The 26,664-nt window shown below is 60.0% G+C and carries 23 protein-coding genes; 11 read left to right on the top strand and 12 right to left on the bottom strand.

The genetic code is table 11. The features are described from left to right. Nucleotides 1-50 precede the first annotated feature (50 nt). The 6 genes from HUU46_00115 to HUU46_00090 all read right to left on the bottom strand — a co-directional run bounded on the left by HUU46_00115 (nt 51) and on the right by HUU46_00090 (nt 10,900). Nucleotides 51-248, bottom strand: a complete 198-nt coding sequence (locus tag HUU46_00115) for a hypothetical protein (protein NUM52023.1) — start codon at nt 246-248, stop codon at nt 51-53. Next, nucleotides 236-733: a hypothetical protein gene (locus HUU46_00110; GenBank protein ID NUM52022.1), complete on the bottom strand. Its 498-nt coding sequence runs from the start codon at nt 731-733 to the stop codon at nt 236-238. The genes HUU46_00115 and HUU46_00110 overlap by 13 nt, the downstream gene beginning before the upstream one ends. 56 nt (nt 734-789) lie before the next feature. After that, nucleotides 790-2,784 (bottom strand): efflux RND transporter periplasmic adaptor subunit, encoded by a 1,995-nt coding sequence (locus HUU46_00105; GenBank protein ID NUM52021.1) that lies wholly within the window; start codon nt 2,782-2,784, stop codon nt 790-792. Beyond that, the gene (locus HUU46_00100; GenBank protein NUM52020.1) at nt 2,781-6,725 is read right to left on the bottom strand and encodes an efflux RND transporter permease subunit; all 3,945 of its coding nucleotides are present in this window, start codon (nt 6,723-6,725) and stop codon (nt 2,781-2,783) included. Before HUU46_00100 ends, HUU46_00105 begins: the two co-directional genes overlap by 4 nt. Before the next feature lie 248 nt (nt 6,726-6,973). Continuing rightward, nucleotides 6,974-9,721: a bifunctional YncE family protein/alkaline phosphatase family protein gene (locus HUU46_00095; GenBank protein ID NUM52019.1), complete on the bottom strand. Its 2,748-nt coding sequence runs from the start codon at nt 9,719-9,721 to the stop codon at nt 6,974-6,976. 282 nt (nt 9,722-10,003) lie between these two features. Next, on the bottom strand, nt 10,004-10,900 hold the full coding sequence (locus tag HUU46_00090; GenBank protein ID NUM52018.1) for an alpha/beta hydrolase: 897 nt from the start codon (nt 10,898-10,900) through the stop codon (nt 10,004-10,006). A 96-nt stretch (nt 10,901-10,996) separates the two neighbouring features. Here HUU46_00090 and HUU46_00085 point away from each other — a divergent pair, with 96 nt between their 5' ends. The 9 genes from HUU46_00085 to HUU46_00045 all read left to right on the top strand — a co-directional run bounded on the left by HUU46_00085 (nt 10,997) and on the right by HUU46_00045 (nt 17,519). Further along, complete coding sequence (locus HUU46_00085) at nt 10,997-12,073, top strand: dihydrodipicolinate synthase family protein (GenBank protein ID NUM52017.1); 1,077 nt, start codon at nt 10,997-10,999, stop codon at nt 12,071-12,073. Nucleotides 12,074-12,113: 40 nt separating this feature from the next. Next, nucleotides 12,114-12,659 carry a 16S rRNA (guanine(966)-N(2))-methyltransferase RsmD gene (rsmD, locus tag HUU46_00080; protein ID NUM52016.1) on the top strand — a complete coding sequence of 182 codons (546 nt, stop codon included), beginning with the start codon at nt 12,114-12,116 and terminating at the stop codon, nt 12,657-12,659. A 110-nt stretch (nt 12,660-12,769) separates the two neighbouring features. Continuing rightward, entirely contained in the window at nt 12,770-13,219 is a 450-nt protein-coding gene (gene nrdR, locus HUU46_00075; GenBank protein ID NUM52015.1) for a transcriptional repressor NrdR, read from the top strand. Between the two features lie 87 nt (nt 13,220-13,306). Beyond that, complete coding sequence (gene rpsT / locus HUU46_00070; protein NUM52014.1) at nt 13,307-13,570, top strand: 30S ribosomal protein S20; 264 nt, start codon at nt 13,307-13,309, stop codon at nt 13,568-13,570. Between the two features lie 230 nt (nt 13,571-13,800). Further along, complete coding sequence (locus tag HUU46_00065; protein NUM52013.1) at nt 13,801-14,658, top strand: ThuA domain-containing protein; 858 nt, start codon at nt 13,801-13,803, stop codon at nt 14,656-14,658. Between the two features lie 506 nt (nt 14,659-15,164). Beyond that, nucleotides 15,165-15,539 (top strand): helix-turn-helix transcriptional regulator, encoded by a 375-nt coding sequence (locus HUU46_00060; GenBank protein NUM52012.1) that lies wholly within the window; start codon nt 15,165-15,167, stop codon nt 15,537-15,539. Continuing rightward, the gene (locus HUU46_00055) at nt 15,532-15,993 is read left to right on the top strand and encodes an arsenate reductase ArsC (protein ID NUM52011.1); all 462 of its coding nucleotides are present in this window, start codon (nt 15,532-15,534) and stop codon (nt 15,991-15,993) included. Before HUU46_00060 ends, HUU46_00055 begins: the two co-directional genes overlap by 8 nt. A gap of 1 nt (nt 15,994) precedes the next feature. Further along, nucleotides 15,995-17,074: an ACR3 family arsenite efflux transporter gene (arsB, locus tag HUU46_00050; GenBank protein NUM52010.1), complete on the top strand. Its 1,080-nt coding sequence runs from the start codon at nt 15,995-15,997 to the stop codon at nt 17,072-17,074. Between the two features lie 64 nt (nt 17,075-17,138). After that, on the top strand, nt 17,139-17,519 hold the full coding sequence (locus HUU46_00045; protein NUM52009.1) for a putative zinc-binding protein: 381 nt from the start codon (nt 17,139-17,141) through the stop codon (nt 17,517-17,519). Nucleotides 17,520-17,812: 293 nt separating this feature from the next. Here the strand turns inward: HUU46_00045 and HUU46_00040 are convergent, their stop codons facing one another. Next, nucleotides 17,813-18,283, bottom strand: coding sequence for a hypothetical protein (locus HUU46_00040; protein ID NUM52008.1), 471 nt, complete (start codon nt 18,281-18,283; stop codon nt 17,813-17,815). Between the two features lie 1,152 nt (nt 18,284-19,435). Here HUU46_00040 and amrB point away from each other — a divergent pair. Further along, nucleotides 19,436-20,566, top strand: coding sequence for an AmmeMemoRadiSam system protein B (gene amrB, locus HUU46_00035; protein NUM52007.1), 1,131 nt, complete (start codon nt 19,436-19,438; stop codon nt 20,564-20,566). Beyond that, nucleotides 20,541-21,164, top strand: a complete 624-nt coding sequence (gene amrA / locus HUU46_00030; GenBank protein NUM52006.1) for an AmmeMemoRadiSam system protein A — start codon at nt 20,541-20,543, stop codon at nt 21,162-21,164. The genes amrB and amrA overlap by 26 nt, the downstream gene beginning before the upstream one ends. Nucleotides 21,165-21,391: 227 nt before the next feature. Here amrA and HUU46_00025 read toward each other — a convergent pair whose 3' ends face one another. The 5 genes from HUU46_00025 to galK form a co-directional block, all read right to left on the bottom strand. Next, the gene (locus tag HUU46_00025) at nt 21,392-22,081 is read right to left on the bottom strand and encodes a purine-nucleoside phosphorylase (protein ID NUM52005.1); all 690 of its coding nucleotides are present in this window, start codon (nt 22,079-22,081) and stop codon (nt 21,392-21,394) included. Beyond that, nucleotides 22,069-23,130: a deoxyguanosinetriphosphate triphosphohydrolase gene (locus tag HUU46_00020; protein NUM52004.1), complete on the bottom strand. Its 1,062-nt coding sequence runs from the start codon at nt 23,128-23,130 to the stop codon at nt 22,069-22,071. The genes HUU46_00025 and HUU46_00020 overlap by 13 nt, the downstream gene beginning before the upstream one ends. Next, the gene (locus HUU46_00015; GenBank protein ID NUM52003.1) at nt 23,130-23,858 is read right to left on the bottom strand and encodes a metallophosphoesterase family protein; all 729 of its coding nucleotides are present in this window, start codon (nt 23,856-23,858) and stop codon (nt 23,130-23,132) included. Before HUU46_00015 ends, HUU46_00020 begins: the two co-directional genes overlap by 1 nt. A 49-nt stretch (nt 23,859-23,907) precedes the next feature. After that, entirely contained in the window at nt 23,908-24,918 is a 1,011-nt protein-coding gene (locus HUU46_00010) for a tetratricopeptide repeat protein (GenBank protein NUM52002.1), read from the bottom strand. A 259-nt stretch (nt 24,919-25,177) separates the two neighbouring features. After that, a complete protein-coding gene (galK, locus tag HUU46_00005; protein ID NUM52001.1) occupies nt 25,178-26,518 on the bottom strand; it encodes a galactokinase in 1,341 nt (446 codons plus the stop codon). Nucleotides 26,519-26,664: the final 146 nt, after the last annotated feature.

Here is a 26,664-nt window from a genome sequence, read left to right as displayed (position 1 = left end):
TTGTAAGGGACCTGAAACACGAAAAGGACCAAAAGGAAAGCAAATTCTTTTCAGGACTGCGGTGGTTTCGAGTCGCCGATATCCCACACGTGGACGTCAATGCCGCGCGCTTTGAGGATCGGGGCGATCATTTTCTGCATTTGCACGACGATGCGGACTTTTTCCGGGTAGGGCAGGGCGGCAAGTTGTTTGCGGCGCCGCTCTTTTGCGGCGAATAGTTTTTCGATTTCGGGATCTAGCGGGTCCATTCGTTCCATCTCTCGGAGAGAGCATGTCTCAAAACGATTTCGTGTAGTGACGCCATGTTCAAATGCGCTTGCGACTTCAGCAATGCGACACGTTGCCGGTCTTTCTCTCGTCCCGTTTGTAGGGCGATCGCGATCAGGAATTCCGCACCCAATACGCGTGTGGGAACCGAGTTGTATGAGGTGTCATGTGCGCATTGCAGGGCTTCATGGACGAGGTCGTTGTAGGGAGGAATGAACTGGACGGGCACGCCTTCTATCGCCACGAATTCCCCGGACTCGAGATATCCCCGGGCGCGCAGCGCGTCGTAGAGCGGGGCCAACGTAATCAAGCCGCCGGACGTTGACGGAAGCGAGACGAAAATATCGAGGTCAAAGGTGGATACGGGCTCGGCATAGAAGGTCGCGGCCATCGCGCCGCCAATGGCGTAGCGGTCCATGACCCCTTCGGTGACCAATTCGTTCAGCACCACAAGCGTTTTGTCCATATATGGCGATAGGCTAACACCGATCCGAGTGGCGGAACAATCGAACCGCTCGAACTCTAGTGCGCATGGCCCGCATGTTCCTGGCTGGTGGCTGCGGGGGCTGATTCGGTCTTTGTCGATTGCGACATCCCGGATGCAGCGGGATTCAGCCGCGCTTCGGCGTCGACGAGGAACGCGCCGCGCGCGACGATTCGTTCGCCGAGCACGAGTCCGTCGAGCACGGGATAATGCGCGCCCGTTCGCGGGCCAAGGACAACGCCGCGGGCGTCGTAGAGTCCCGGAGACGTTTCAACGTACACCATGCGGCGGTTGCCCGTGTCGATAACGGCGCTTTCGGGCACGGACAGCACGCGTTCGATGCGCCATTGGCTTTTCGGCATGCCGCACCCGCAGTCCGTGCAGATGCCGCCCTCTTCGCTTAACGAATCGAGGTGCATGGGGCAGGTGAACCCTTCGGCCCACTGATCGAAGGACCCTGCGAGTGGGTCCGTTTCACCGCCAGCCGCAGCAGCGCCGGTCTTCGTTCGTTTTTCGAGGTCCATGTTGCACTTGGGACAGGTTCCCGCTTTGTCCGAAACGATTTCCGGGTCCATCGGGCAGGTGAAGTATTCGGCGTTCTCGGGAAGTGTCGCGAGATACTTTGCCGCGTCCTCGGGTGTTTGCGTGGGCAGCGCTACCTCGGCGTCGCTCTCTTTCGATGGAAGTTCGGAGTGTCCTTTGTGGCGTTCGACCAGCTTCATGTTGCAGATCGGGCAGTCGCCTTCCTTGTCGGACGTGACCTGCGGGTCCATGGGACACGTGTAATACGTCGCGCCATCCGGCAGGCCGGCCAGAAACTGTGCGGCTTGCGCAGCTTCTTGCGTCGGGAGGGTTACTTTTGCGGCCGTGGCGGATTTTGCCGCTTCTTCGATCTTCATTTCCTCGAGGGAGCCGTACCGGCCCATCGGGGACCGTATCACGGCATTCACGTACATTCCCGGCTTCAGTTTGCCGTCACGGTTCGCGATCGCAACGCGCACCTTCAATGACCGGCTTCCGGGATCCACCTCGGGATAGAAAAAATCCACCGTGCCGTAAAAAACCTCGCCCGGCCACGCTACGCTCGTTACCTCGACGGGCATCCCGGCATGGACCGCGCCAATCTCGGACTCGATGACCTGCACCTGTACCCACAGCGTCGACAGGTCCGCGATGCTATAGAGCGACGTGCCTTCCTCGACCGTCTGGCCTACGACGGTGTTCTTTTTCATGATGGTCCCGGTGACCGGCGAATACAGCGTCACCGAGGTCGTCCCCGCGCTTGACTTCGCAATCTCCTCGAGCTGGCTGTCGGTAAAGCCCGCCAAACTCAGGCGCTTACGCGCGGCATCGACGAGGTTGCCGGCGCGTTGTTTTTCAATCGGGTTGGCGTTCGGGTTGTCGTCGATGCGCCGTTGGTCGGCAAGCGCCCGGGCATATTCCTGAACACCGTCCAAGAACCGCGGGCTGTAGATGCGCGCGAGGGGTTCGCCCTTCTTAATGGGAAGGCCGGTGGCGTTGACCATGAGTTCGTCCACACGCCCCGGAAATCGCGCAATGACTTCGGCGACGCGCGTCTCAGCGGGTTCGACAACACCATAAGACCGGACCGTGCGTGTTAGCATGCGATAGAGTACCGGTTCGACGCTCACGCCCGCCTGCATGATTCGATCCGGCGACACCTGTACGCGGGCGAAGACGCCTTCGGGCAACGTGGACGGCGCGCCGCGTTTGCGCTGGACGAGGTCCATTCCGCAGATCGGGCATTTGCCGGGCGTATCGCGAACGACGAAGGGATGCATGCCGCAGTAGTATTCGAATTCGCTTTGGGTTTTCGTACCCTGATCCGCTGCGCCTCCGGAAACGCGGTGACGCTGCCACCGTTCGTAGTAGTTCTCGATGTGGTCCCAATACCCGACGAGCAATGCCGTTACTACAAGGATTGCGATGAAACGCAGGCGTATCTCGAGAAACCGGATGAAGAAGAATACGCGCTTGACGAGGCTTGGCTTTTTGATGGCTTGCTCGCTCATGACTCGACTCCTTGCGCCACTGCCGGTGGTTGGTTGCGCTGTAGCTTCAGCCAGCGGCGCTTCTCTACGTGGTAGAACAAGACCGGGAGGAAAATGTCAATGACTTCGTCGGCGACCAGCAGGCCGCCGAGGACGGGCGCAGCCATAGGCGCGATGACTTCGGCGCCGACGCCGCTCGCCCAGAGCATAGGCGCCAACCCGACGATGGCAGTCGCCTCGGTGAGGAACTTCGGGCGCAAGCGGTGCACCGCACCGGTCATGACCGCGTTCTTCAATTCTTCGACGGATTTCAGGGCAACGAGCCCGCCGCGTTCCTCGATCGCGGCGCGCAGGTAGACGAGCATGATGATGCCGGTCTCGGTCGCCATGCCGAAGCAGGCAATGTAGCCGACCCATACCGCGACGCTGAAATTGTAGCCGAACAGCGTCTGAAAGATTACGCCACCGGCGAGCGCGCCCGGCACCGCCATCATCATGAGGGAGGCGTGGACGAAGTCGCGGTAGGTCATATAGAGAATAACGAAGATCAGCAGGAGCACCGCGGGGAAGACGATACGCAGCGTTCGTTTTGCGCGCACCTGGTGCTCGAATTGGCCGGTCCATTCGAGGTACATGCCTTCGGGCAACGATACCCGGCTCGAGACTTCCCGTTGCGCCTCTTCGACGAACCCGACGATGTCCCGGTCGCGCACGTTGAGTTGCACGTACGCGCGCAGCAGTCCGTTCTCGCTCTTAATCATCACGGGCCCTTCGACTACGCTGACGTCGGCAACGTCTATCAGGCGCACGGACGGCAGTTGCATGACCTCTTCTCTTGCTTCGCCGGGACCTTCCATTCCCCCGCGCGAGATCAGGATGTTTTGAACGGCTTCTTCGTCATCCCTGTAGTCCCGCGCGTAGCGCAGACGGACGGGGAAGCGTTCGCGGCCTTCGACAGTAGTGGTGATTGGCTTTCCGCCGAGGGCCACCTCGACGGTGTCTTGAATGTCGCCGACGTTGAGCCCGTAACGGGCGGCCTTGACGCGGTCGATGTGAATTTCGATGTAGCCCTTGCCGACGGTCTGGTCGGCGACCACGTCGACGGCGCCCTCGATGCTGCGCAACACGTCAGCGACCTTGTTGGACACTTCCTGGATTTCCTGTTGGGTGTGCCCGAAAACCTTGACGGCAAGCTGCGTGCGTACGCCGGTGGCCAGCATGTCGACACGATTGATGATGGGCTGCGTCCAGATATTGGCCCATCCAATTTGTCGCACGTGTTTGTCCAGTTCCTGGATCAAATCGGTCTTCGATTTGACCCACAGGAAGATACGGTCCCCGATTTCACCCGCGAGCGAGTTGGGATCAACTCCGTGCGGATGGTCGGCGGCGTGCCAGCGGTTTTGCATGCCCGCCTGGTATTCGAGTTCCGCGAGAAGTGATTTCGCGAACGTCAGCATGGCGGGATCGAAGATCGTCCGGTTTGTCAGTTTCGCCCATTCCGTTGTGTGTTCGTAGCGGTGCTCGATGAGCGCGGCATAGGTGGACTTGTAGAAATCGTCGCGCATGATCCCGAACGATTCCCGAAGACCCTCGGCGACGGACGCGAGGGCCGTATCTTTTGGCGCGAGTATTTGGGTCGGCGTTTGAGTGATTGATTTGGATCGTTCCAGCGATTGCAGGGACGCATTAATGAGCTGTTCGACGTCGAGCAACTCGGCTTGTCGCGCGAACTGGGGACGGAATCGTTCGCGCATTTCGTGGAGCAGATGCTCCCGCGCTTCGTTCCCCGCCCCGTTGCCCCACGCCTTGTGGCGATCGATCTGGCCGAAGACGTCGTCCAGCACGAACCGGATCGACTCGTCGCCAAGCTCGTTTTGGTATTCGAGCAACCGGCCCATCAGCGCCGTTCGCATCTCGGTGTCGAACCGATCGAGAGCGCCGACGGCTGTACTGTTAAGAAATGTCTTGCGTTCCTCCTCGTTGGCGAAGCGCTCGATCGTCTGGGCGGACTCGAGCGAAGCGAGCAACCGGTCGCTTTCGTCGAACGCGTCGTCCAGCCGTATCTTCCGCTTGATCCAATGATCGCGGGGGTGGAGGTTGACAACGGTTTCCACCATATCGAGCGGCGACGGATCGGTCGGCGTATCCGCGCGGCCCGCTTTTCCGACGACAAGGGACACTTCGGGGACGGCGCGGAGCAGCGCGTCCCGCGCTTTGAGATCGTCGCCAACTTCCGTTACAGATGCGCGCGGCACGGTGATCGGCATGTCCAGAATGCTTCCTTCGTCGAGCGGTGGCATGAACTCACGGCCGAGATGGCGCGCAGTGTAGAAGCCAAACGCCAGAAGCAGAACAAAGAGCCAGACGACCGTCTTGGGTTTTTCCATCAGGAATCCGAGCACCGGCCGGTACATCTCGATAACGCTGCGGATGAGCCAATTGTCGTCCTCGCGCGAGAGTCGTCCCCGTATAAGCATGGGGATTAACGCGGGAACGAGCGTGACAGAGATAATGGCCGTGCCGATCAGCGCGAAAGTCTTCGTGAATGCGAGGGGGTGGAACAGCTTGCCTTCCTGGCCGGAAAGCGCGAACACGGGCAAAAACGAGATCACCATGATGACAACGGAGAAAAAGATTGGCCGGCCGACCTGACGCATCGCGCCGACGACGATTTCCGTGGTGTCTCCGCGAATGGGCTTGTCGCCAAACTGTTCCGTAAGCCGGTGCGTGGCGTTCTCGAGCATCACGATGGCCTGGTCCACGAGGATACCGATCGAGATCGCGATGCCCGAGAGGGACATGATGTTCGACGAAATGCCGAACCAGCTCATGAGTATGAATGCAACCAGAATGGACAACGGCAACGTGATAATGACGACGAACACGCTGCGGACGTGCACGAGGATCAGAAGGATCGCCACCGCGGCGATGACTATTTCGTGCTCCAATATGCGCGTCACGGTATGAATGGCCCCTTCGATTAGCTGCGTGCGGTCGTAGAAGGGGACAATCGAAACACCGGCAGGCATGCCGGTTTGCAGTTGCCGGATCTTGTCCTTGATGGCCCTGGTGACTTCGAGGGGATTCTCGCCGTACCGCATCATGACGACGCCGCCCACGACCTCATGCCCGTCTTTTTCGAGGACGCTGCGCCTGAATTCGGGTCCCATTTGGACGGTCGCCACGTCGCTGACGAGGACGGGAACACTATTGCGGACGGTTACGACGGTGTTGCGTATGTCTTCAATCGACTCGATCCAGCCGACCCCTCGAATGAGATACTCCGCATTGCCCTTCTGTACGACGCGTCCGCCCACCGCACTGTTGCTCTTCTCGATGGCGGAGTAAATCTGGCCGAGCGTCACGTTGTACGCGCGCAAACGCTCCGGCGTAATGTCCACCTGATATTCCTGTGGCATTCCGCCGACGCTGCTGACCTGCGCAACGCCCGGCACGGCGTTTAGCTGGTAACGCACGTACCAGTCCTGGATCGCGCGCAGCGTGCCGAGATCCTGATTGTCCCCCTCCACCGTGTACCAGAATATCTGCCCGAGCGCGGTGGCGTCCGGCGCAAGGTAAGGGATGACCCCCTGCGGTAGAAATGTGTTTGCGAGCGCCAACCGTTCCAACACCCGCGTGCGCGCGAAGTAAAAGTCCACCGAGTCGTCGAAGATGATATTGATCATCGAGAAATTGAATTCGGACGAAGACCGCACCGCCTTGACCCCGGCCAGCCCCTGCAGGTTCACGGAAAGCGGATACGTGATCTGGTCTTCAATCTCTTTCGGGCTGCGGCCCATCCAATCGGTGAAAACAATGACCTGGTTCTCGGAGAGATCGGGGATGGCGTCAACCGGCGTGTTGACCGTAATGTAAATGCCGTAGCCCGCTACCGCCAGCCAGCCGATAATGACGATCGCCTTGTTTCGGCACGAAAACTCGATGATGCTTTCTATCACGCGCTCACGCTCCGGCCCAGGGCTGTAGCTTCGGTCAACGGATTAGCGTATCCGCAAGTGCTATGCCAGAAGGAATCAATGCGCTAGACCGTTGTGGGTCAAGGATATACCGCTGCAAATATCGCATCAATACTGCGCTGCCCGAACAGCTTCTGGTACACCCCAAATCAGTATCTGATCGCACCGCCACCCCGCGGCGCACACCCCCCGCGCTCTGCCTGACACGGGCGCATGCCGCCCGCACCGTGCTATTCGGACTCGCGCGGCGCGTGCCCCGGCGCGCCCGAGTGACCGTAGGGATCCGTGTCGAGATACTTCTGATGGTCTACGGGCACAAATTCCGCAGCCGCTTTCCAGTTGAAATTCGCGTCGAACGGATCGAGCGCTTTCTGCGGGTCGAATATCTCCTGATTGACCGGCAACGCCTTGTACGGCTCGGCGTTGTCGGCGGTCATCGTAAACATGTCCGAAAGATCGCTCGCGAAACCATCGTACTGGTTCAACGATGGCAGGCCGAGAATCGCGAACTGCGTCTTCAGTATGCTCGACATGCTCGAGTGCGTGTGCGAAATGTGGCCCTTCTTCGCGTACGGGCTGATAACCATGCACACGGACCGGTGCGCGTCGACGGTATCGCGATAGCCTTGCGCGTCGTCCTCGGTCACAAAAATCGCGCACTCCTTCCAGAACGGACTGTGGCTAATCAACTCGACCAGTCGCCCCAGCGCAAGGTCGTTGTCGCTCATGTACGATCCCCAGAACGGATAACCGTCCGCGGGCCGTTCGCCTGCGCCGTGATCGTTCGGCAGCATCATCGTGATCACCTGCGGGAACGGCTCCTTGCCCGACAACCACTTCTCCTTGAACTCCGCTTCGAACCGGTCGAGCCTGAATTGATCCGGTATGTTCGTGTTGTACGTCGCAAATTCCCGCGATGTATTCTCAAATAGCGCCTTCGGCATCGGATAGTTAATCGGCAGCCGAATGCCCGTGTCGTGGTACTCCTGCTCCTCGTCGCCCGGCCAGAATTCAAACCCCAACCCAAAGTTGCGGAACCGAACGTTGCCGCGCTCGAAGTGCTCCCAGATCGATCCCGCCTCGTTGTAGTCCTCCGGGTAAATCGCGCCCGAAGATCCGATAAACGATAGATTCCCCGGTCCTTCGCCGCGCGCGTCTTCGCCGATGCGCGCTTCCATGAACTCGTTCGGATACGTCCCCACCAGCCAACGGTGCCCGTCCACCGAATGATCTGAATCACAGTAGAAGTTGTCGTTGATTGCGAACCGCTGCGCAAGTGCAATGTGGTTCGGCATCAGCACCACATTCTTGACCGTGCGGGAATTGTCCTTGTTCGACACGTCGATCGGCTTGCCCAGGCGGCACCACTCCGCGTCGCCGCGTCCGCCCGGCAACACCCCGAATACCTCGTCATACGTGCGGTTTTCTTTCGTCACATAGATAACGTACTTAATCGGGCTGGGCCACGCGCCGTTGTAGGGCGGGACAGGAAACCCGTTCTGCCGTGTATCTTTGCTTCTCGCATAGAATGTCACGTTGTTCGCGACGACCTGCTGTGTCATCGCGTCAAGTTGCTCTTGCGACGTCGGCAGATCGATCACGTTCACGTACCCGCGCATCAGCGCGCCGATACCCGTCGGATCGTTCGGATTGTGTCCCGGTCCTGCGTTCGGCCCCGAACCGATCCCCTTCGCGCACGCAACGACGAGCCGGCCCCCGTCGGGCGTCACCGCCAGCTTGCTCGGGAACCAGGCCGTCGGTATGTGCCCGATCACCTTGTGATCGCTCAATCGAATCACCCCGATCGCATTGATACCCGCGTCCGCAACGTACAACGTCTGCTTGTCCGGCGACAGCGCCACGCCGAACGGAATCATTCCGCGCAAGTGATCCACGCGCGGATCGAGTCTCAGGTCAATGTCGTGCTCGCGCTTCTTCCCGTCGGTACGTATCACGCTGATGCTGTCATTGCTGCCGTTCGACACATATACGAATTTGTCCGTCGCCGCGATCGAATTCGGACTGCTCCCGCCAACCGCCGGAAACTCTTCCAACTCCTCCCCGACGAGATGGCCCGTCTTCACCTTACCGATGACTTTCTCTTTGCCCCGGCGGCGGATGTCGACCGTCCACACACTCATGCCGCGGATATCGTTCGGATCGCCCAGCGCCGGCGCCACAAGGCCGTCCACCTCGACGCCTTCCTCGGCTTCCTTCGACGGCACGCCATACGGCGGGAAATGCATTTTGGCGCGCTTTCCGTCCTTGTCCACGATGTGCGAATACTCGTAGATGCCAACGTTCGCAATGTATGCGCGCCGCTCGTCGGGCGACAACGTGATGCCAAACGGATAGCGCCCCACCGTGATCGAACGCACCACCTTCTGTGAATTCACGTCGATGACCAGCATGCGAAAGTTCGACTGGTCTACTGCGTAAATCGTCGCACCGTCCGAAGTCAGACGCAGATCTCCGAGATACCCGTGCTCGAAATTGCCGTCCTTCTCTTCGTGCGCGCAGTCGATGCGGAACAGGCGCCGTTGCGTCGCCAGCTCAAACGCCATCACGCTCCAATCGCTGCCGCCCGCGACGTAGACCGATTTGTTCGACGGGTCCACAGCGAGCCCCATGAAACACGCCGCCAGCACATCGCGTTTGTCATCGGGCGTTTCCAGCGCCTGATAGTGCTTCGGCCCGTCCGGCGCGGACATATCCAGAAACGAAAGCTGCGGCCCGTCGCTGCACGCCGCCACGACCCATCGCCCGTCGCCGCTCATCGTCAACCCATAGGGGTGCGGCTGTACGCGAATCATCGGGCCCTTCGGCGTGATGAATCGGCCATTGGGAAGAATGGTCGTGCCATTCACGTCGAGCTCGACATACCGCTCGCCCGAAGGCGCGCGCATGAGCTCCCGTTCGTCCGCGCCGGCAGTCAATGGAAGGAACCAGGCAAGTGTGAAAAAGATGAGTCGCAACATCGGAATACTGCCTCGTCAGGTTAGTCGATTCACCTAACCATAACCGGCAATCAGCGCCGGTTCAAAGCGCACTCCGCGTCGGGACCATCCTGATTATGGGTCTCTAACGCGCTGTTGAAATCCGTGTCTCAGAAGTCGTCAACCACCGCGCGTTCTCCACTTCGCGTGTGTCCTATTGGTCCTATTCGTCCTATTGGTCCTTTCAATCCCGTCACTACCTCCGCGATGCGAACTGCCGCGGAGATTTCAACAGAGCAATAAAGACTCTGAACCACTGCCGTATCACTTCGCCCCCGGCGTCTTCGCCCCATTCGCTTCGAGGAATGCGAGGATGGCGCGTGTCGTCGCGTCCTCCGTCGCGCCGATGTCCTTGTTCAATGTCATGTGGTTTTTGTTCTCGGCGTGGAACAACTCCGCCTTCACGCCCGCTTCCCGCAGCTTGGCGCCCAGGCCGTCCGCCTGCCGCAGCGAAGCCACGCGCTCACCCGCGTGCACGAGCAGGAACGGCGGGATCTGCTTGTCCTTCGCGACGTGCGAAATGGGCGATGCATTCCTCCAAACCGCCTCGTCCTTCCCGAACGCGCGCTGATAACGGCCACGGGCGAGCGGTTCACCGCCGTTCACCATCGAAGGAATGTCGTATCCGCCCCCATCCAGCACGATCGTTCCGCGAATCGCGCCGAGCGAACACCCCCCTGCCTTCAAGTACGACTCGTCCGTTGATACAAGCGCCGCAAGGTGCGCGCCCGCCGAATGGCCCATCACGTAAATTCGCTTCGGATCGCCGCCGTAGTTCGCGATGTTCTCGTGCACCCACGCCACCGCCGCGCCGCAATCCTGCGCGTGCGCCGGGTGCTGTACCGCGGGCGACAACCGGTAGTTGATGCTGACAAACACGTAACCCGCAGCGACAAACGCATCCGCCTTGCCGCCGATCTGGCGCTTGTCGCCAAACACCCATGACCCGCCATGAATGAATACAAGCACCGGGTGCGGCCCGTCGCCGCCGGGTGAGTATACGTCCAGTTGCGTCAAACGTGGCGGCGAATCCGCGCGCGTCGCATACTGAATGTCTCGCGTCACGGTCGGCCCGTTCGCGCGCTCTTGTGCCGTCGCCACCAAAGCCAGCAAACCTGACAGCATCACTGCGAAATAGATAGTGTTCGACCTAACGTTCATACAAATTGCCTCGCCTTTAGCTTTCTCATGCAACACGCAGTGTCCCAAGCTTGTTCCGCGGTTTCAAATTGGCATTGCGTTCGCTACAATCCGCCCATGTCGTATCCTCAGCCACCGAAAGAGATTCGCGACGCCCTGCGCGCAGGGGTCGTTATTCCCGCGCACCCGCTCGCGCTTACCTCCACCGGAAAATTCGACGAACGCCGCCAGGCCGCGCTCACGCGCTACTATTGCAGCGCTGGCGCCGGTGGTGTGGCCGTCGGCGTGCACACCACCCAGTTCGCCATTCGCCAGCCCAAATATGGTCTGTTCAAGCCGGTCCTCCAACTCGCCGGCCGCGTCGTCGATGCATGCTCGGACGCCGACGACCGGCCCATCGTGAAAGTCGGCGGGATATGCGGGCGTACGCCGCAGGCCGTACGGGAGGCCGCGTTTCTCCGCGATACCGGATACGACGTCGGATTGCTCAGCCTGTCCGCGCTCGCACGCGAGCCCGTGGCCAAGCTCATCCTTCACTGCAAGGCCGTCGCCAAAGAAGTTCCGATCATGGGGTTCTACCTGCAACCCGCCGTCGGCGGAAGAATCCTCCCCGTCGATTTCTGGCGGCGCTTCGCCGCGATCGAAAACGTCGTCGCGATCAAAATCGCGCCCTTTAATCGGTACCAGACCTTCGACGTGCTGCGCGGCGTCGCGGAGTCCGGCCGCGCCGGCGATATCGCGCTATACACCGGAAATGATGACAACATCGTCCCGGACCTGCTCACGTCGTATCGGGTGCGCGTAAACGGCGAATTCGTCCGGCTCCGAATCGTCGGCGGTCTTCTTGGACACTGGGCGTGCTGGACGCGCCAGGCCGTACACCTCCTCCAAGAGTGCCATCGCGTCGTCAAGCGTGGGGGAGACGTGCCCGCCGAACTCCTCACGCGCGGCGTCGAAGTCACCGACTCGAACGCCGCATTCTTTGACGCCGCCAACAACTACGCCGGATGCATCGCCGGCATCCACGACGTACTCGTGCGGCAGGGGCTCCTGCGAAGCCGCCGCTGCCTCGACCCAAACGAAACGCTGTCGCCCGGACAGAAAGCGGAAATCGATCGCGTGTACCGAGACTACCCTCACCTCAACGACGACGCGTTCGTGGCAAAGCATCTCGACGAATGGTTGTCGGCGTAACGCATTGCTCCCGCGCCCACCTCCCCGAAAGCGCAACGCCATGCTCCGCGTAATCGCCGGGACCGCGCGTGGGCACAAACTCGCCACGCCCCGAAGCGCAGCGCGCCCAACGCTCGACCGCGTTCGCGAAGCCGTGTTCAGTATCCTTCACACGAAACTGGACGGCGTCCGATTCCTCGATCTCTTCGCCGGCTCCGGCGCAAACGGAATCGAAGCCCTGAGTAGGGGCGCCGCCTACTGTGCTTTCGTCGATAGCGACGCCCAAGCAATAGACATCATCGGAAAAAATCTGTTCCACACGAAACTCACACACAAGGCGCGAAGTTATCAGTTGACACTGCCGCAGTCACTTGGGGCTATCGCGTCAACCGAATCCCCCTTCGGCATCGTATACTGCGACCCTCCATTCGCCGGAACCGGCTACGCACAGCTTATCTTGCAAATAGTTGAAAACCAATTGCTTATGCCAGATGGCCTCCTGCTGATCGAGCACGAATCCCACCTGCAACTACCACCATCCATAGGGACTCTCACCCGCCAGCGAATATCCCAATACGGCCGGGTCGGCATAACCTTTTTCGCTTGACGCTGTATTTGGTATCTGATAGCATTTCGCCGACACAATATATGGGTGTCGATTGGATGCTGCCGAATTCCTCTTGTGGTCGGTCGCACCAAGGGTAGAAACGAGGTCACATGCGTTGCCCTTTTTGTGCGTTCCTCGAAAGTAAAGTAGTCGATTCGCGCTCCTCGAAAGAGGGCGACTCGATCCGGCGCCGCCGCGAGTGCCTGAAGTGCACACGACGCTACACCACGTATGAGCGCATCGAAGAAGTGGCACAGATGGTGATCAAGAAGGACGGCCGCCGCGAACCCTTCGACCGCTGGAAGATCAAGAGTGGTATCCTCAAGGCCGTCGAAAAGCGCCCCGTCAGCCTCGAACAGGTCGAGTCGTTAATTGATGACGTGGAACGCGCTTTGTTCAATTCCAGCGAACACGAAGTCTCCACCGACAACATCGGCCTCGCCGTCATGGAACGCCTCAAATCGCTCGACGAAGTCGCCTACGTCCGCTTCGCCAGCGTCTACCGCCAGTTCAAAGACCTCAACGAGTTCATGAACGAACTCAAGACCCTGCTGACCTAGCCGGGGTACCCGCGCAAATTGCATTCTCGCTGGTCCCTTTGTTACAGTACTGTCTTTCCTAGATAGCTTTCAGGGAGTTTTTCTGTCATGCCGAATACCAAGACGGCCAAAGCGCGCGACATTACCAACGAGCGCAACCGCAAGCGCAACGTCGCGATCCGGTCGAAAATGAAAACCCACGTCAAGGACGCCGCCACCGCGCTTGACGCGAAGGACAAGGAAGGCGTCAAGAAGACGCTGGTGAAGGCGTTGTCCGAGATCGACCGCGCCGCCGCCAAGGGCGTCCTCCACAAGAACGCCGCCGCGCGCAAGAAGTCCACGCTTCAGCGCCGCGCCGCCGCGCTCGCCTAAGTTCGTTTCGCTCTAGAAACAATGGGCCGGTCCGCCATACGGTGGACCGGCCTTACTTTAGCGTATTCGCGCGAAGCAACTTGGAGTAAGGCGAGGTATCGCCGCATTTCTTCGCCTCAACTCCTTCACCCGGAGTTCTTGCACGGGCATTCGGTTCGCGCTCCGCGCGCCCGATGCTGCATAATCCCGCCAACGATTTCCGCGCCAAGTTATCGGAAGGAGCGTGCCTCATGCCGTATCGCACCCGCATTCACATCGCCGTGGCCGTGTTCGCCGCGATTTTCATTATCGGGACGCTGCATCCCGCGCGCGCCGAAGAAAAGGCCCCGATTCGCGCGCTCCTAATCCTCGGCGGATGTTGTCACGACTACGCGACGCAGAAGGACTTGCTCAAGACCGGAATCGAAGACCGCGCCAACATTCAGGTCGAAGTCGTGTACTCGCCGGACAAATCAACCGCGCCGCCCCTCGAAATCTACGGCAACGCGAAATACGCCGACGGGTTCGACGTCGTCATTCACGACGAATGCGCCGCCGACATTAAAGACACGGCCGTCGTCGAATGCGTGCTTGCACCGCACCGCGCGGGAATTCCCGCAGTAAACCTCCACTGCGCCATGCACAGCTACCGCACCGCGCCCGACGTGAAAGTCCCCGTCGATCCCGGCACCGGCGAATCGCTCTGGTTCGACTACCTCGGCGTCCAATCCTCCGGCCACGGCCCGCAGAAACCCATTGCCGTCGTCTACTCCGACAAGTCGCACCCCGTCACAATGGGCCTCACGGATTGGACCACCATCAAGGAAGAACTCTACAACAACGTCGTCGTCCGCGACGGCACACACGTTTTGGCCCGCGGTTCGCAAGAGCCCAACGACAAACCTAACTACACCGAAGCCGCAATCGTCTGGACCAGCGAATACGGCGACAAAAAAGCCCGCGTGTTCTCCACCACGCTCGCCCACAACAATGAGACCGTCGCCGACGAACGCTACCTCGACCTCGTCACCCGTGGCGTGCTCTGGGCCTGCGGCAAACTCGACAACGCCGGCAAGCCCGCCGGCGGCTACGGTCCACCCGCGCGATAGCGCAACCACACCCGTTTCTTCTCGTTACGAAGCGTTACTCGTTACGAAGTTTCCACTTCGTAACGCGCTCTTGAAAAGCTCCGCTTTGACTCGCCATGGTCCCCCGGCGCTCCACCAGGCGCATAACGACTACTCCATCCCCAACGCCCCACTATGTTGACACCAGGCCAATTTACTCGTTACGAAGTTTCCACTTCGTAACGCGCTCTTGAAAAGCTCCGCTTTGACTCTTCATGGTTCCCCGACGCGCCACCACGGGGCATGACGACTGCTCCACCCCCAACGCCCCCGTCGATCTTGACACTATGCCAATAATCTTACTCGTTACGAAGTTTCCACTTCGTAACGCGCTCCAACGGCGGCTCGTCTTCGAACGCCGTTTGAAAAGCTCCGCTTTGACTCTTCATGGTCCCCCGGCGCTCCACCAGGCGCATGACGACTGCTCCATCCCCAACGCCCCCCCGTCGATCTTGACACAATACAAATAATTTGATATTTTTAGAAACATGAAAATAAAAAATGCACTGGATGCCCTCTCGAGCCTCGCGCAGGAAACCCGCCTGCGCATCTACCGGACCCTCGTCCGCACCGGGCCCGACGGCCTGACAGCGGGGGAAATCGCCGACGCCCTCGGCGTTCCCGCGCCAACCCTCTCGTTCCACCTCGCACACCTCGCACGCGCCGGAATGGTCCGTTGCCGGCGCGACGGACGGTCGCTCATCTATTCTGTCCACGTCGAGGGCATGCGCGCACTCCTGCAATTCCTGACCGAAGACTGCTGCCGCGGCAAACCCGAGTTGTGCGGCCGCCTTGTCGCCAACGCGGCGTGCGGCGCCACCCCGCCGAAACGGCCTCGGCGCAAGAAGGCCGCCAATGAGTAGCACCCGCCACAAACTCAAGGTCCTTTTTCTCTGCACGGGCAACTCGTGCCGCAGCCAAATGGCCGAAGGCTGGGCGCGCCATCTCAGGCCAGACGAAATCGACGCATATTCGGCCGGAACGAAAAAGCACGGCCTGAATCCGCTGGCGGTCGCCGTGATGAAAGAGGCGGGCGTTGACATCTCGCGCCAGTATTCGAAGACACTCGACGATCTGAACGGAATAGCTTTCGACTGGGTCGTGACCGTCTGCGATAACGCGAACGAAGCGTGTCCGGTCTTTCCCGGCCAGACCCGCCGCTACCACGTTCCATTCGATGATCCACCGCGGCTCGCCGCCACAGCGCAGTCCGAACTAGAGGCGCTCGGGCATTACCGCCGTGTGCGCGACGAAATCCGCCGGTTCGTCGAATCCTTGCCGGAGTCGTTCGCCGCTGCGTCAAACTCGGGGGAGTAAAATGTCCGCGCACACCTCAAGACAACTCTCGTTTCTCGATCGCTATCTCACCGTGTGGATATTCGCGGCGATGGCGGCCGGTGTCGCGCTGGGATACCTTGTCCCAGGCGTGGAAGGTGTGATCAACCGGTTCCAGGCGGGCACAACCAACGTGCCGATCGCAATCGGCCTCATTCTCATGATGTACCCGCCACTCGCCAAGGTCCGCTACGAAGAACTCGGCGACGTGTTCCGAAACGTCCGCGTCCTCGGCCTTTCGCTGATCCAAAATTGGGTGATTGGCCCCATCCTCATGTTCGTATTGGCCGTCGTCTTCCTGCGCGGCTACCCGGAGTACATGGTCGGCTTGATCATGATCGGACTCGCCCGTTGCATCGCGATGGTCATCGTCTGGAACGAGCTCGCCAAGGGCGATACCGAATACTGTGCAGGACTCGTCGCATTCAACAGCGTGTTTCAGGTGCTCTTTTACAGCGTGTACGCGTGGTTCTTCATCACCGTGCTTCCGCCCCTGATCGGCCTCCAAGGCATGACCGTCGAAGTTACGATGGCCCAAATCGCAAAGAGCGTTTTCATCTACCTCGGCATACCGTTTCTAGCGGGTATCGCGACGCGTGCCGTGCTCGTCGCCGTGCGCGGAAAGGAGTGGTACCACCGTGTATTCATTCCCGCAATCAGTCCGATGACGCTCATCGCGTTGCTGTTCACCATCGTCGTTATGTTTAGCCTCAAAGGAAATCTGATTGTCCGTATCCCGCTCGATGTGCTCCGCATTGCCGTCCCACTCCTCATCTACTTCGTGCTCATGTTCCTCGTGAGCTTCTCGATGGGGCGCAAGATCGGCGCGGACTACGAGAAGTCCGCCACACTGTCCTTCACCGCCGCATCGAACAACTTTGAACTGGCCATCGCCGTGGCCGTTGCCGTATTCGGCATTGACTCCGGGGCCGCATTCGCAGCCGTCATCGGACCGCTCGTCGAAGTTCCGGCCCTAATCGCGCTCGTCAACGTGGCGTTCTGGTTTCAACGCCGCTACTTTGCCCAAGGAAAGGGGGATGCACCGGTCTCCGAAGCAGCATAAGAGGACCGAGGGGATGTCACCGGCCAGGTGGCTCTCCCCAAATCGAACAAGAAGGAGCAATGTCATGAACAACACAAACGCATGCGCAAACAACGCCGCGGCGAAACTCATCTTCGCCTGTTCCGGCGCCGCCGACGTAGGCGCCATCGCCGATCAGGCCGCGCGAAAACTCACCCGCGACGGCCACGGAAAAATGTTCTGCCTTGCCGGAGTGGGGGGAAGGGTCCCGCCCATCATCGAGCGCACACAGTCCGCTGAAAGGGTTCTCGCAATCGACGGGTGCGAACTGGACTGCGTCAAAAAATGCCTCGAACTCGCGGGGTTCCCAGATGCCGATCACGTGCGCCTCTCCGATCTCGGATTCGAAAAGGGAAAGTCACCCGTAACAAACGAAGCGGTGGACCGTGTTGCCGCCTGCGCAGCCGAAATACTCGCCGCGCGCTAAGGCAATCACCGCGATTGTGTGACTGTGGATGTGTATTCGCAATCGTCCCACGGGAGACTGCACGGGGACTGCACGGGGGACTATCACCGCTTCGGTACCCTGGGTACCAACCACCCCCGTTAGAGAATGTACCCCGAAGGGGTTTCGGCATTAATGTTCGAGGCTCTAAAAGGTTCTGCACCTATCGTGCAAGCTCCTTGGCTTCAGCGTGTTGTTGTCTGAGATTTCAAATTTGAGATTGATGGAGGAAGCCCTTTGCTTGCGGCTATGCCGCCCTGTGTCCTTTTGGTCGTTTAGGTCCTTTGGTCGCCCGCCAGTTTCAATGATGCATCGGTCGAAGCGTGCTCCGCGTTCGCATCTCCGCGCCTCCGCAACCGCCTCCACCCCGATTCCCACAACCGTTCGAACGGTCGCTGCAAATAGTTGCGCTCCACCCACGGCCCAATCCCGAGCATCCACGGCACGCGAATTTCCTCAAATCCGGAAATCGTCACTCCATCCGCGGTCGGAGAAAAGTTCACTTCCCCTTCCCCCCGCCAGAACCCGCGAAACACCCAATGCACCCTCCGATTCGGAATAGTCTCGTCAACACGCGCCGTCAACGGAATGGGAAACCGCTTCAGCGGCACCGAGTACCATCCATCCCCGCGGTGCTCCACCTCGGCCGCAAACCCAAACAAACGCACCCAGTCCGGCGGCGTCGGGAAATACGAAAACGCCTCCTCCACCGGCACACTAAACGTCTCCGAGAATTCGATGCGCATCGCAGTCCTCCCGTTGCCGGATACCCGTATAGTTCCGCTCGAGTCAACCTTGCATATCGAATATACCTACTGATAGGTATATTGTCAACGCCCTAATTTTAGGGACCACGAATTAGACCACTCAAGCACGCGTACACCGAACACGGTCAGCTTGGCCACTCACCGTCCCCAGCGACAAAATTGGGAGTTCCACCACAATGGACTGGGCTCCCGGCGTCCCGCGAGCGCGGCATTCCAGGCGACGCCCGGCCGGACGATGACCACGAAAAACAGAAAGCTCTCCTGTCGCGCTCCACTCCGCGTCCTTGATCGTCGCATCGTCCTCATCTACCCAATACGAGGAGTCTGTGGCTGAACATTCTCTATAAGCTTGATCGACAACGAATCTGCGACTTTCCATCAAAACCCCTCGTTTCCCAAAGCAGATTCCAAACGCGACCTCCCGGCTTTTCGCACTGCGCGTTTCAGTTTGTCAACTAAACAGAGGTCGTTTCGCAAGCGCGTTCATACGACAGGTGCAACAGCGTAGGCCGAAAGATGGAGGGACCGTGTTGACCACAGCTCCGTGGCCCGGCGAAGCGGCGAGCACGGAGATCATCGAGCCGGGGGGTATTGCTCACCCAGCCCGGCCTAAACCCACGAGCCACCGCGCCGCAACTCCCCGATGGCGCTATGGAATCGGAGGCACTCATGGAACCGGCATCCGCATCGAACGCGGCCCGGCTCCACCCACCCCTTGAATCGTCAAGAGAAGGTGTGCACCCCCTCGTGATTCGCGAAGAGGAAAGAGAAATGGGTCGTGCAGACCCCGATCGTCAACAGAATTACCCGCAACCGACAAACGCCGATGCAGCGCGCAAGGACGAGGAGCCTGTACGCCAGACCCGAAAACTGATTCCCGATTCCCGGCTCAACTGAACCCTGAACCCTATCCCCTAATCCCTTCTGAATCCCTTTGACTGCGGCTATGCGGCGCCGTCACGCCTGCTCTCCGGAGTGCAACACGTTGGGCAGTAGTGTAGGGGCGGACGCTTGCGCGGCACGTCCGCCTGCCCGTGTCGGGCGAGCGGCTCCGTCGGAACGAAAACAAATGTCGCGTTGTGCCTGTGCCGCGTTTATCATGACGCCATGAACCGCATGGGGTTTATCGCAATGCTTTGTGCTTCCTTCCCGATTCTGATCGCGGGAGCGGGGGAGATGGCGCGCGTCCGGCAACCTATTGCGGCGGGTCTGTATTATCCCGCGGGCGCGGATCAATTGCGGGCCGCGGTTTCGCAGTACATTACCGAGGCCGAAACCATCCCCGTGCCCGGCCCCGTGGTGGGATGCGTCGTCCCGCACTCTTCCTACCGCGCCGCGGGCAGCATCATGGCGAGCGCGTTCAAGTACATCCAGCCCGGACAGTACAAGCGCGTGATCGTGCTGGCCCCGGCCCTGCATTCGGAATTTCGCGGCTGCTCCGTTCCTTCGCTGCGCTATTACCGCACGCCGCTGGGCGACGTCGAACTCGACGGACCCGCAGTGCGCCGCATTTGCGTGAACGGACTGATCGCAATTCGCGGCTTGGTCTACCGCGAGCAAGCCTATTCGGACCCGCGGGTGGGCAGGACGGCGCTCCACGAAAAGGAACCCGCAATCGAAGTTATCTTGCCATTCCTCCAGGTGCAACTTGGCGAGTTCCAACTCGTGCCAATCGTCGTGGGCACATTGAAGAAAGTTACTGGCGAGTTCGATGAACCCGCGTTGAACTCCATCGTGAATACGTTGCGCGAAATTGTCGACGAGCACACGCTGGTCGTCGCATGTTCCGATTTCACGCGATACGGCGCCTCCAATAATTTCACTCCACAGTTCACGACCGGCATCGTCGAGGGCATCTCCGCGCTCGATCAAGCCGCCATCCGCCTGATCGAAGAGCGTCGTGTGCGCGGATTTCAGGCATATCTAAAGGACACGCAAAATACGATTTCCGGACCGGAAGCCCTCTGCGTACTGATGCGCCTTATGCCGTCGACGTCTGCCGGCGTTATGGTCGATTACGATCTGACCGCGCGCATGACCGGCAATCCGCGCGCCTCCGTCAGCTACGCATCCATCGTTTTTATCGACGGTATGCGCGAACGCTCGACGCGGCCCGAGCCGATTCGCATCACCGACGGCGTCCGCGACGCCGCGCGCGCGGCGGAAGCAGCGCCCGTTGGGCCCGCGCCGCAGGATCAAGCATCTGGACCGACACCCGCGGAGGCTACACCTCCCAATGACGCACAACCTGGATCGGAGTGAGCATTTTCTCACGCGTGGCGAAGAGCTAACGCTGTTGCGCGTCGCGCGCGATTCGCTTGACGCGTGGGTCCGCCACCGCCGGCGCATCGATATCGAAGAGTACGGCCTGACCCCCGCCCTCCGCGAAAAACACGGCGCTTTCGTTACCCTGCACGCGCACGGCGACCTGCGCGGGTGCATCGGCTATACGCAGAACAAAGAGCCGCTCGCGCGCGCCGTATCCGAAAACGCCGTCAACGCATCCTCCAATGACCCGCGCTTCGAACCCGTCCAACCCGGCGAATTGAGCTCGATTACCGTCGAGGTATCCGCGCTTACCCCGGGCGATTCGCCGGACACGCCGTTCAGACGGGTGCACGATCTGCGCGAGATTGTGATCGGCCGTGATGGACTCTATATCGCGATGCCGCCTTTCCGCGGCGGACTGCTCTTGCCGCAGGTTGCCACGGAACGCGGATGGAACGTGGAGCAGTTCTTGAAAGCGGTCTGCATGAAAGCGGGGTATCCCGACCGCTCCTGGGAAAACCCGGAAGCAACACTCTACCGATTTTCGGCGCAGGTCTTTTCGGAAAACGACGCGGACGGTGCGACGGACTGAAGCAACTCGCGATATTAGCTTGCTGGATCTTCGTGCTCGTAATCGTAATTGATTGTCGGCGTTCGTCCTAACTGCCGTCCATCTCGTCTATCCAGTCCATTCCGCCCATGAATTTCTGTTCGCTTGGCGAACGCCAAGCTTCAGGATGACTCGCAATCGCAATCGAGCATTTGGTCACCAGACCGACTAATGTCCGCGCCCGCGGATACACAATTCCTCGCATTGCGCTAAATCGCGTGAATGGCATTTAGCAGCATGTCGACCAAACGTCCCGACGCCGATTCCGCCACGCGGACCACGTCGTCGTGCGTAAGCACCTGCGGCGTGCAGCAATTGTTGGTGATCACCGAAACCGCCGCGCACCGCACGCTGAGTTGCTTGCACCGCGCGATCTCCGGCGCCGTGCTCATTCCGACCACGTCGCCTCCCATGATTTGCAGCGCGCGGATTTCCGCCGGCGTTTCGTACGAGGGGCCGTGCATCCAGTAATAAACCCCCGTGCGGTCGCACCCGGGCACGACGAAGTCCGGCGTCAGCACCTCCGGCTGGTTTTCCCACCGCGTGAACGGCCAGGTTCGCACCTCGTTGATGGCAACGATGTCCCCCGGCTTCGTGGTGGGCCGCAATCCGCCGCCGACATTCGTAAAGAGAATCGTTTGCGCGCCGAACGCGTTTAAGATGTCGACTGTGCTCACGACTTCTTCGAACGTATATCCCTCGTAGAAGTGCAGCCGTCCGCACTGCAGGATTATTTCGTGCGCGCCGCTTGTTCCCCGTATGAACTTGCGGTCGTGTCCTTCCAGCGCGTCGATATCGAATCCAAGTTCCTCCTGAAACGAGAACTCCCCAGTCGTGCGGCTGAGGAGTCCCCGAAGATCAAGTCCCGAACCCGAAACGATACCGATTACGCCGGCCATGACTCTGGAAAGAAAAGTTTGCTGTATAGTTCGAGCGCGTACGGATCGGTCATCCCGGCGATAAAATCCACCGTGCGCCGCTCGACGCTGTCGTTCGGATCGCCCGCGGCGCTTTCCTTTGTCGGCTGCTCCAACAATCGGAAATACAGTTCCTTCAGGAGCTTCTTCGCCTTGCGGATTTCGCGATTGATGGCCTCGCATGGATACAGGTTCGAATACAGATACGATCGCAACTCGACGGTTGCCTGACGCACGTCCTCCCGCATGCGAACGCGCCCCTCGCCGCTGCCCTCGATGAGCGCCACGACCATTCGGTCGATCCGTTGCGACGATGAGGATCCGAGCAGGCCGATGGCGTCCTTTGGAAGATCGCCCAAAGCAATCAGCCCGCAGCGCAGCGCGTCGTCGATGTCGTGGTTTATATACGCAATCGCGTCCGACACGCTGACGACCGTCGCCTCCGGCGTAGTGGCTGCCGCGCTGGGCCTGCCGAGCAGGATGCTCTTACCGATGGAATGGTTCAGAATCCCCTCACGCACTTCGTGCGTGAGGTTCAAGCCGTGCCCGGAGCGTCGCGTCTCGAGTTTGTCAACAACCCGCAGGCTCTGTTCGTAGTGGCGGAACCCGTCCGCGTACACCTCGCCCAACACCGCCTCGCCCGCGTGACCAAATGGCGTGTGGCCCAAGTCATGGCCAAGCGCAATCGCCTCAGTAAGGTCTTCGTTGAGGAACAGCGCCCGCGCCACCGTACGCGCGATCTGCGCCACCTCGAGCGTGTGCGTAAGCCGCGTGCGATAGTGGTCGCCCTTGGGCGCAATGAACACTTGGGTTTTCTGTTTCAGCCGGCGAAACGCCTTTGTATGCAGGATACGGTCGCGATCGCGTTGGAATGCGGTCCGATAATCGTGCTCGGTTTCCTCGTGGACCCGGCCACGCGAAGCGCACGCGAGCGTCGCGTGCGGACTCAGCACGGCGCGTTCGCGGTCCTCGAGCAGTTCGCGCACGGTTTTCGCGCCGGGCGGCGCGATGGGCTGGGGGAGGTGGGCCATTACTTCCCTACGGCGAGCCGGCGTGCAAGCTCCAGCGGCAGCCCCGCCGCCATGATCTTGCGCTGGCATGTGTCGATATCGTACTCGGTGCGACAAAACTCGAATGTCATCTTTTCGGTGTCGAATATGCCAAATGCCGCGCGCGGATCGCGGTCGCGCGGCTGGCCCACGGCCCCGGGATTCACGAAGTATCGGTTTGCGGGCTGGAACTGCCGAATGTTGGAATTCGACACCGTCGTATTGCCCTTCTCGCTGAAGAACGAGGGACGATGGCTGTGACCGAAGAAGCAAATGGTGACGTCACGGCCATTGAGATATTCGAGTTGGCGCATCGCATCGAGCCAGTCGATGATGTAATCGTCCCGGCTGCTCGGCGAGCCGTGCACGCCCAGGCACGTCGATCGAAACACGACCTGTTCGGGGCACATCGCAAGCCACCGGCGGTTGTCGTCGCGAATCTCGTCGACCTGCCACTCGATGACCTGCTTGGCGGCCGCGCGGAAGAACCACGGATCCTCGATGCCGCAGACGGCCGCGTCGTGGTTGCCCATGATGCACGGAATCTCGCGCTCGCGAATGATGTCGACGACTTCGTTCGGGTTCGCGTTGTACCCCGTCAGGTCCCCGAGACAGACAATCTTGTCCGGTTTACGCTTGTCGATCTCCTTGAACACCGCGAGGGTCGCCTCGAGGTTCGCGTGAAGATCGGCAATGATGGCAATCTGCATTCGTCACATAACCCATGGCGCGGCCGTGCCGGGCCAATTCCTTTTGCAGCTAGAAATCCTGCTCGACCGTCTTCGGCACGGGCGCTTTGTCGGGGCGCTCGACGATCTTACGGAGCTGTTGCACTTTCTTTTTCGCGTGTTCGTTCGTCGGGTCCATCTGCAGCACTTTCTGCATGCATTCCAACGCGTGCGCGTAATCGCGCCTCTTGATAAAACTGACGCCGATATTGAATTGCGACGCCATGATCTTGCGGCGCAACCGGCGCGAATCCGGATGTTTCTTCTGGGCTACCCCGTACTGTTCGAGTGCGGCGGCATAGTTCCGCGTCTCGAAGTAGAAATCGCCCATCGTCTCTTCCTGCGTTAGCTCGGTCTTCTCCGCCGCCTTTCGCGCTTCGTGCCGTTCCGTCCGCGACGCCTCGTATTCTTCCGGCGTCATAATGCGCGTGGTCGCCGAACGTTCTATGAGCGCGCAGATATTGTTCGTCGCCGGGTCCTTCGGGACAATGTAGAACCGCGTGTCGTCGGGGTCGTAATGCTGCATGCAATGGCCGCGCAGTATCTCGCCGTCGGCAAACTCGATTACCAGTTCGCTGCCTTCCGGGGCCCACTCGCGATATCGCTGGTTCTTGTCGTATTTCCCGTCGAAACTCTTAACGTAAAAGACCGCCTTCAATTCCGAATACCGGATTTGGATTGTGTTGCCGCTTGTGATTCCGTTCTTGTCGACCTTGTCCAGGTGAAAGCCGGAATCCTTCGGATTCAGCGCGAAACAGACGCCGTACTCCGTCCGGCCGTCCTTATATCGCACAACAAGCCGCTGGCGCGTTTGCCGTTTGCGCTGCTGTTCCGCGCGCCTCGTTTCCAACTCTTTGTGTCGTTGTTGTTGCTCCTGCCATCGAACGCGGAGATCGTCGGTTACATTTGCCGGGCGCACATCGGTAGGGAAAAGTCCCCTGCGTCCCACCTCGTTGACGGCGTCCGCCTCAGTCGCCGCTTCGAGAATTCCGGATTGTTCTACGCCCGCACTGTCAATCGCTTTGTACGCGAACTTAGGCACGGCCCGCTCCTTCCCGTGGACAAGACCGCTCAGGCGCTGCAGTACCCGTCAACGAAAAAGGACAGCGATGAGACGTACCCGTCCGAGCTGTCCGCAAATCAACGGTACCACGCATAGCGAATCCTGTCAAAACGTGAAATCTGCTTAACCCGTTGAAAAATCACTACTTTTACGGCGCTCACGGCAAACCCCATCCGACATTTCTCACGGGAAATGTATGCGCCGTAACCACTTGCATTCTAGGTCATAATCCATTCCTTTACAAGTCCTCGTAACCCGCGGCCGGCACCGGATGCGCAACGATGATTGCGTCGTTCGCGAACGCGTCACGCCGTCCGCGGCCGAGGTAGTCCTCGTAATAGGCGCGCGAAACATATTGGACAAAATGATCGAGTTGGCCGGTCTCGACCAGGTTCACCGTACAACCGCCGAAACCGGCGCCCGTCAGGCGCGATCCAATGCTTCCCGCCGCGCGCGCGATCTCCACCAGTTTGTCCAACTGGGGCGAACTGACTCCAAAGTCGTCCGCGCAGCTTTGGTGCGAGTCGTCCATAAGCGAACCGAACAACACCGCATCCGACGCGAGGAGGCAGTCGCGGCCCTGTTCCACTCGGGCCATCTCCGTCAATTGGTGCCGCGCGCGAGCCTGTAACGGGAAACCGCCATCGGGTTCAGGCAGGTCGCCGAGCCAGCGCCGCCTGATTTCCGGCTCCCCAAGGTCGAGTACGGTTGCGGCCTGCGCCAGCGTCGTTCGGGGCCGTGGGAATGCGTCGCGAAACAAGGCCTCGACTTCCACGTTCGTCAGGCACAGCGGGCCGAACCACAGGTCGCCGAGGTGTTCAATCTCGATCTCGTCATCGTACGTTAGCTTCGCGTGCTTCTCGACAAGCGCGCGAATGAGACGGCACGAAAGCGGGCCTTCGTTGTACCGGTGAATTGCCGAGCCGGACTTGTCAGCCGTCACCAGCGAATTGCAGATGACGAACGTGTGATCGTCGAACACGGGCACGCGCTCGACGCGCAAGGGAAAGAAGTCAATCTTGCACGCACACTCCGCGGCGCCGAGCAGAATAATCGCCTGATCCATGCCGCCTCCATGCACGCCCACATACCGTTCCGCGTGCGCGAGCATTGCGGCCAGTTCGATGCGCTTCGCCTCGGTATCGATCGGAATACCGAGGGCGTGCAGATACGCCAGGGCAGTTGCAACGACGAGCGCCGACGACGACGACAACCCGGAGGCCGCGGGAATCGTCCCCGAATAGAGAAGGTCCAGCCCCGGAAACGTATCCGGCCTGTAATGGCGATTGACGCCATCAATGGCGGCCTTGCAGTAGTTGATCCACGAACCCTGCGGCGACGGCGTCAAATCGGGTCCGTTCACGAATTCGTCCGGGGCAAACGATGCGTCAGTATTTCGTATCCGCACACGACTGTCTTGACGCACTCCCGCAACAACAGCGATGGCGCGGTCTATGGTCATCGGCAACACGGGGAGCCCATTGTAGTCAACATGTTCCCCGAGCAGATTGACTCGCCCCGGCGCTCTACAAATGACCCCGGCCGAGCGGGATTCAAATTCGCGAGCGAACGCGCGCAAAAGGCCCGAATTTCCAGGCGATTCGATTGAAATACCCTCCATTAATTTAGGGACATCCATGATGAGAAAAGTCAAGAGCAAAGTGGAGATTTGCGTCCCTGGGTAGCTCGAGTGTCATTGTCTGGATATAATTTTCCTTACCCGCG

Source organism: Candidatus Hydrogenedentota bacterium (assembly GCA_013359265.1).
Lineage (GTDB): Bacteria > Hydrogenedentota > Hydrogenedentia > Hydrogenedentales > SLHB01 > JABWCD01.
The sequence above is the reverse complement of the archived record's forward strand: the minus strand, read 5'-3'. Positions and strand labels throughout refer to the sequence as shown.

What these genes read in the sequence shown, in the direction of transcription:
- HUU46_00115 (NUM52023.1), bottom strand. Translation starts at nt 248, where the DNA reads ATGGACCCGCTAGATCCCGAAATCGAAAAACTATTCGCCGCAAAAGAG.
- HUU46_00110 (NUM52022.1), bottom strand. Translation starts at nt 733, where the DNA reads ATGGACAAAACGCTTGTGGTGCTGAACGAATTGGTCACCGAAGGGGTC.
- HUU46_00105 (NUM52021.1), bottom strand. Translation starts at nt 2,784, where the DNA reads ATGAGCGAGCAAGCCATCAAAAAGCCAAGCCTCGTCAAGCGCGTATTC.
- HUU46_00095 (NUM52019.1), bottom strand. Translation starts at nt 9,721, where the DNA reads ATGTTGCGACTCATCTTTTTCACACTTGCCTGGTTCCTTCCATTGACT.
- HUU46_00090 (NUM52018.1), bottom strand. Translation starts at nt 10,900, where the DNA reads ATGAACGTTAGGTCGAACACTATCTATTTCGCAGTGATGCTGTCAGGT.
- HUU46_00085 (NUM52017.1), top strand. Translation starts at nt 10,997, where the DNA reads ATGTCGTATCCTCAGCCACCGAAAGAGATTCGCGACGCCCTGCGCGCA.
- rsmD (NUM52016.1), top strand. Translation starts at nt 12,114, where the DNA reads ATGCTCCGCGTAATCGCCGGGACCGCGCGTGGGCACAAACTCGCCACG.
- nrdR (NUM52015.1), top strand. Translation starts at nt 12,770, where the DNA reads ATGCGTTGCCCTTTTTGTGCGTTCCTCGAAAGTAAAGTAGTCGATTCG.
- rpsT (NUM52014.1), top strand. Translation starts at nt 13,307, where the DNA reads ATGCCGAATACCAAGACGGCCAAAGCGCGCGACATTACCAACGAGCGC.
- HUU46_00065 (NUM52013.1), top strand. Translation starts at nt 13,801, where the DNA reads ATGCCGTATCGCACCCGCATTCACATCGCCGTGGCCGTGTTCGCCGCG.
- HUU46_00060 (NUM52012.1), top strand. Translation starts at nt 15,165, where the DNA reads ATGAAAATAAAAAATGCACTGGATGCCCTCTCGAGCCTCGCGCAGGAA.
- HUU46_00055 (NUM52011.1), top strand. Translation starts at nt 15,532, where the DNA reads ATGAGTAGCACCCGCCACAAACTCAAGGTCCTTTTTCTCTGCACGGGC.
- arsB (NUM52010.1), top strand. Translation starts at nt 15,995, where the DNA reads ATGTCCGCGCACACCTCAAGACAACTCTCGTTTCTCGATCGCTATCTC.
- HUU46_00045 (NUM52009.1), top strand. Translation starts at nt 17,139, where the DNA reads ATGAACAACACAAACGCATGCGCAAACAACGCCGCGGCGAAACTCATC.
- HUU46_00040 (NUM52008.1), bottom strand. Translation starts at nt 18,283, where the DNA reads ATGCGCATCGAATTCTCGGAGACGTTTAGTGTGCCGGTGGAGGAGGCG.
- amrB (NUM52007.1), top strand. Translation starts at nt 19,436, where the DNA reads ATGCTTTGTGCTTCCTTCCCGATTCTGATCGCGGGAGCGGGGGAGATG.
- amrA (NUM52006.1), top strand. Translation starts at nt 20,541, where the DNA reads ATGACGCACAACCTGGATCGGAGTGAGCATTTTCTCACGCGTGGCGAA.
- HUU46_00025 (NUM52005.1), bottom strand. Translation starts at nt 22,081, where the DNA reads ATGGCCGGCGTAATCGGTATCGTTTCGGGTTCGGGACTTGATCTTCGG.
- HUU46_00020 (NUM52004.1), bottom strand. Translation starts at nt 23,130, where the DNA reads ATGGCCCACCTCCCCCAGCCCATCGCGCCGCCCGGCGCGAAAACCGTG.
- HUU46_00015 (NUM52003.1), bottom strand. Translation starts at nt 23,858, where the DNA reads ATGCAGATTGCCATCATTGCCGATCTTCACGCGAACCTCGAGGCGACC.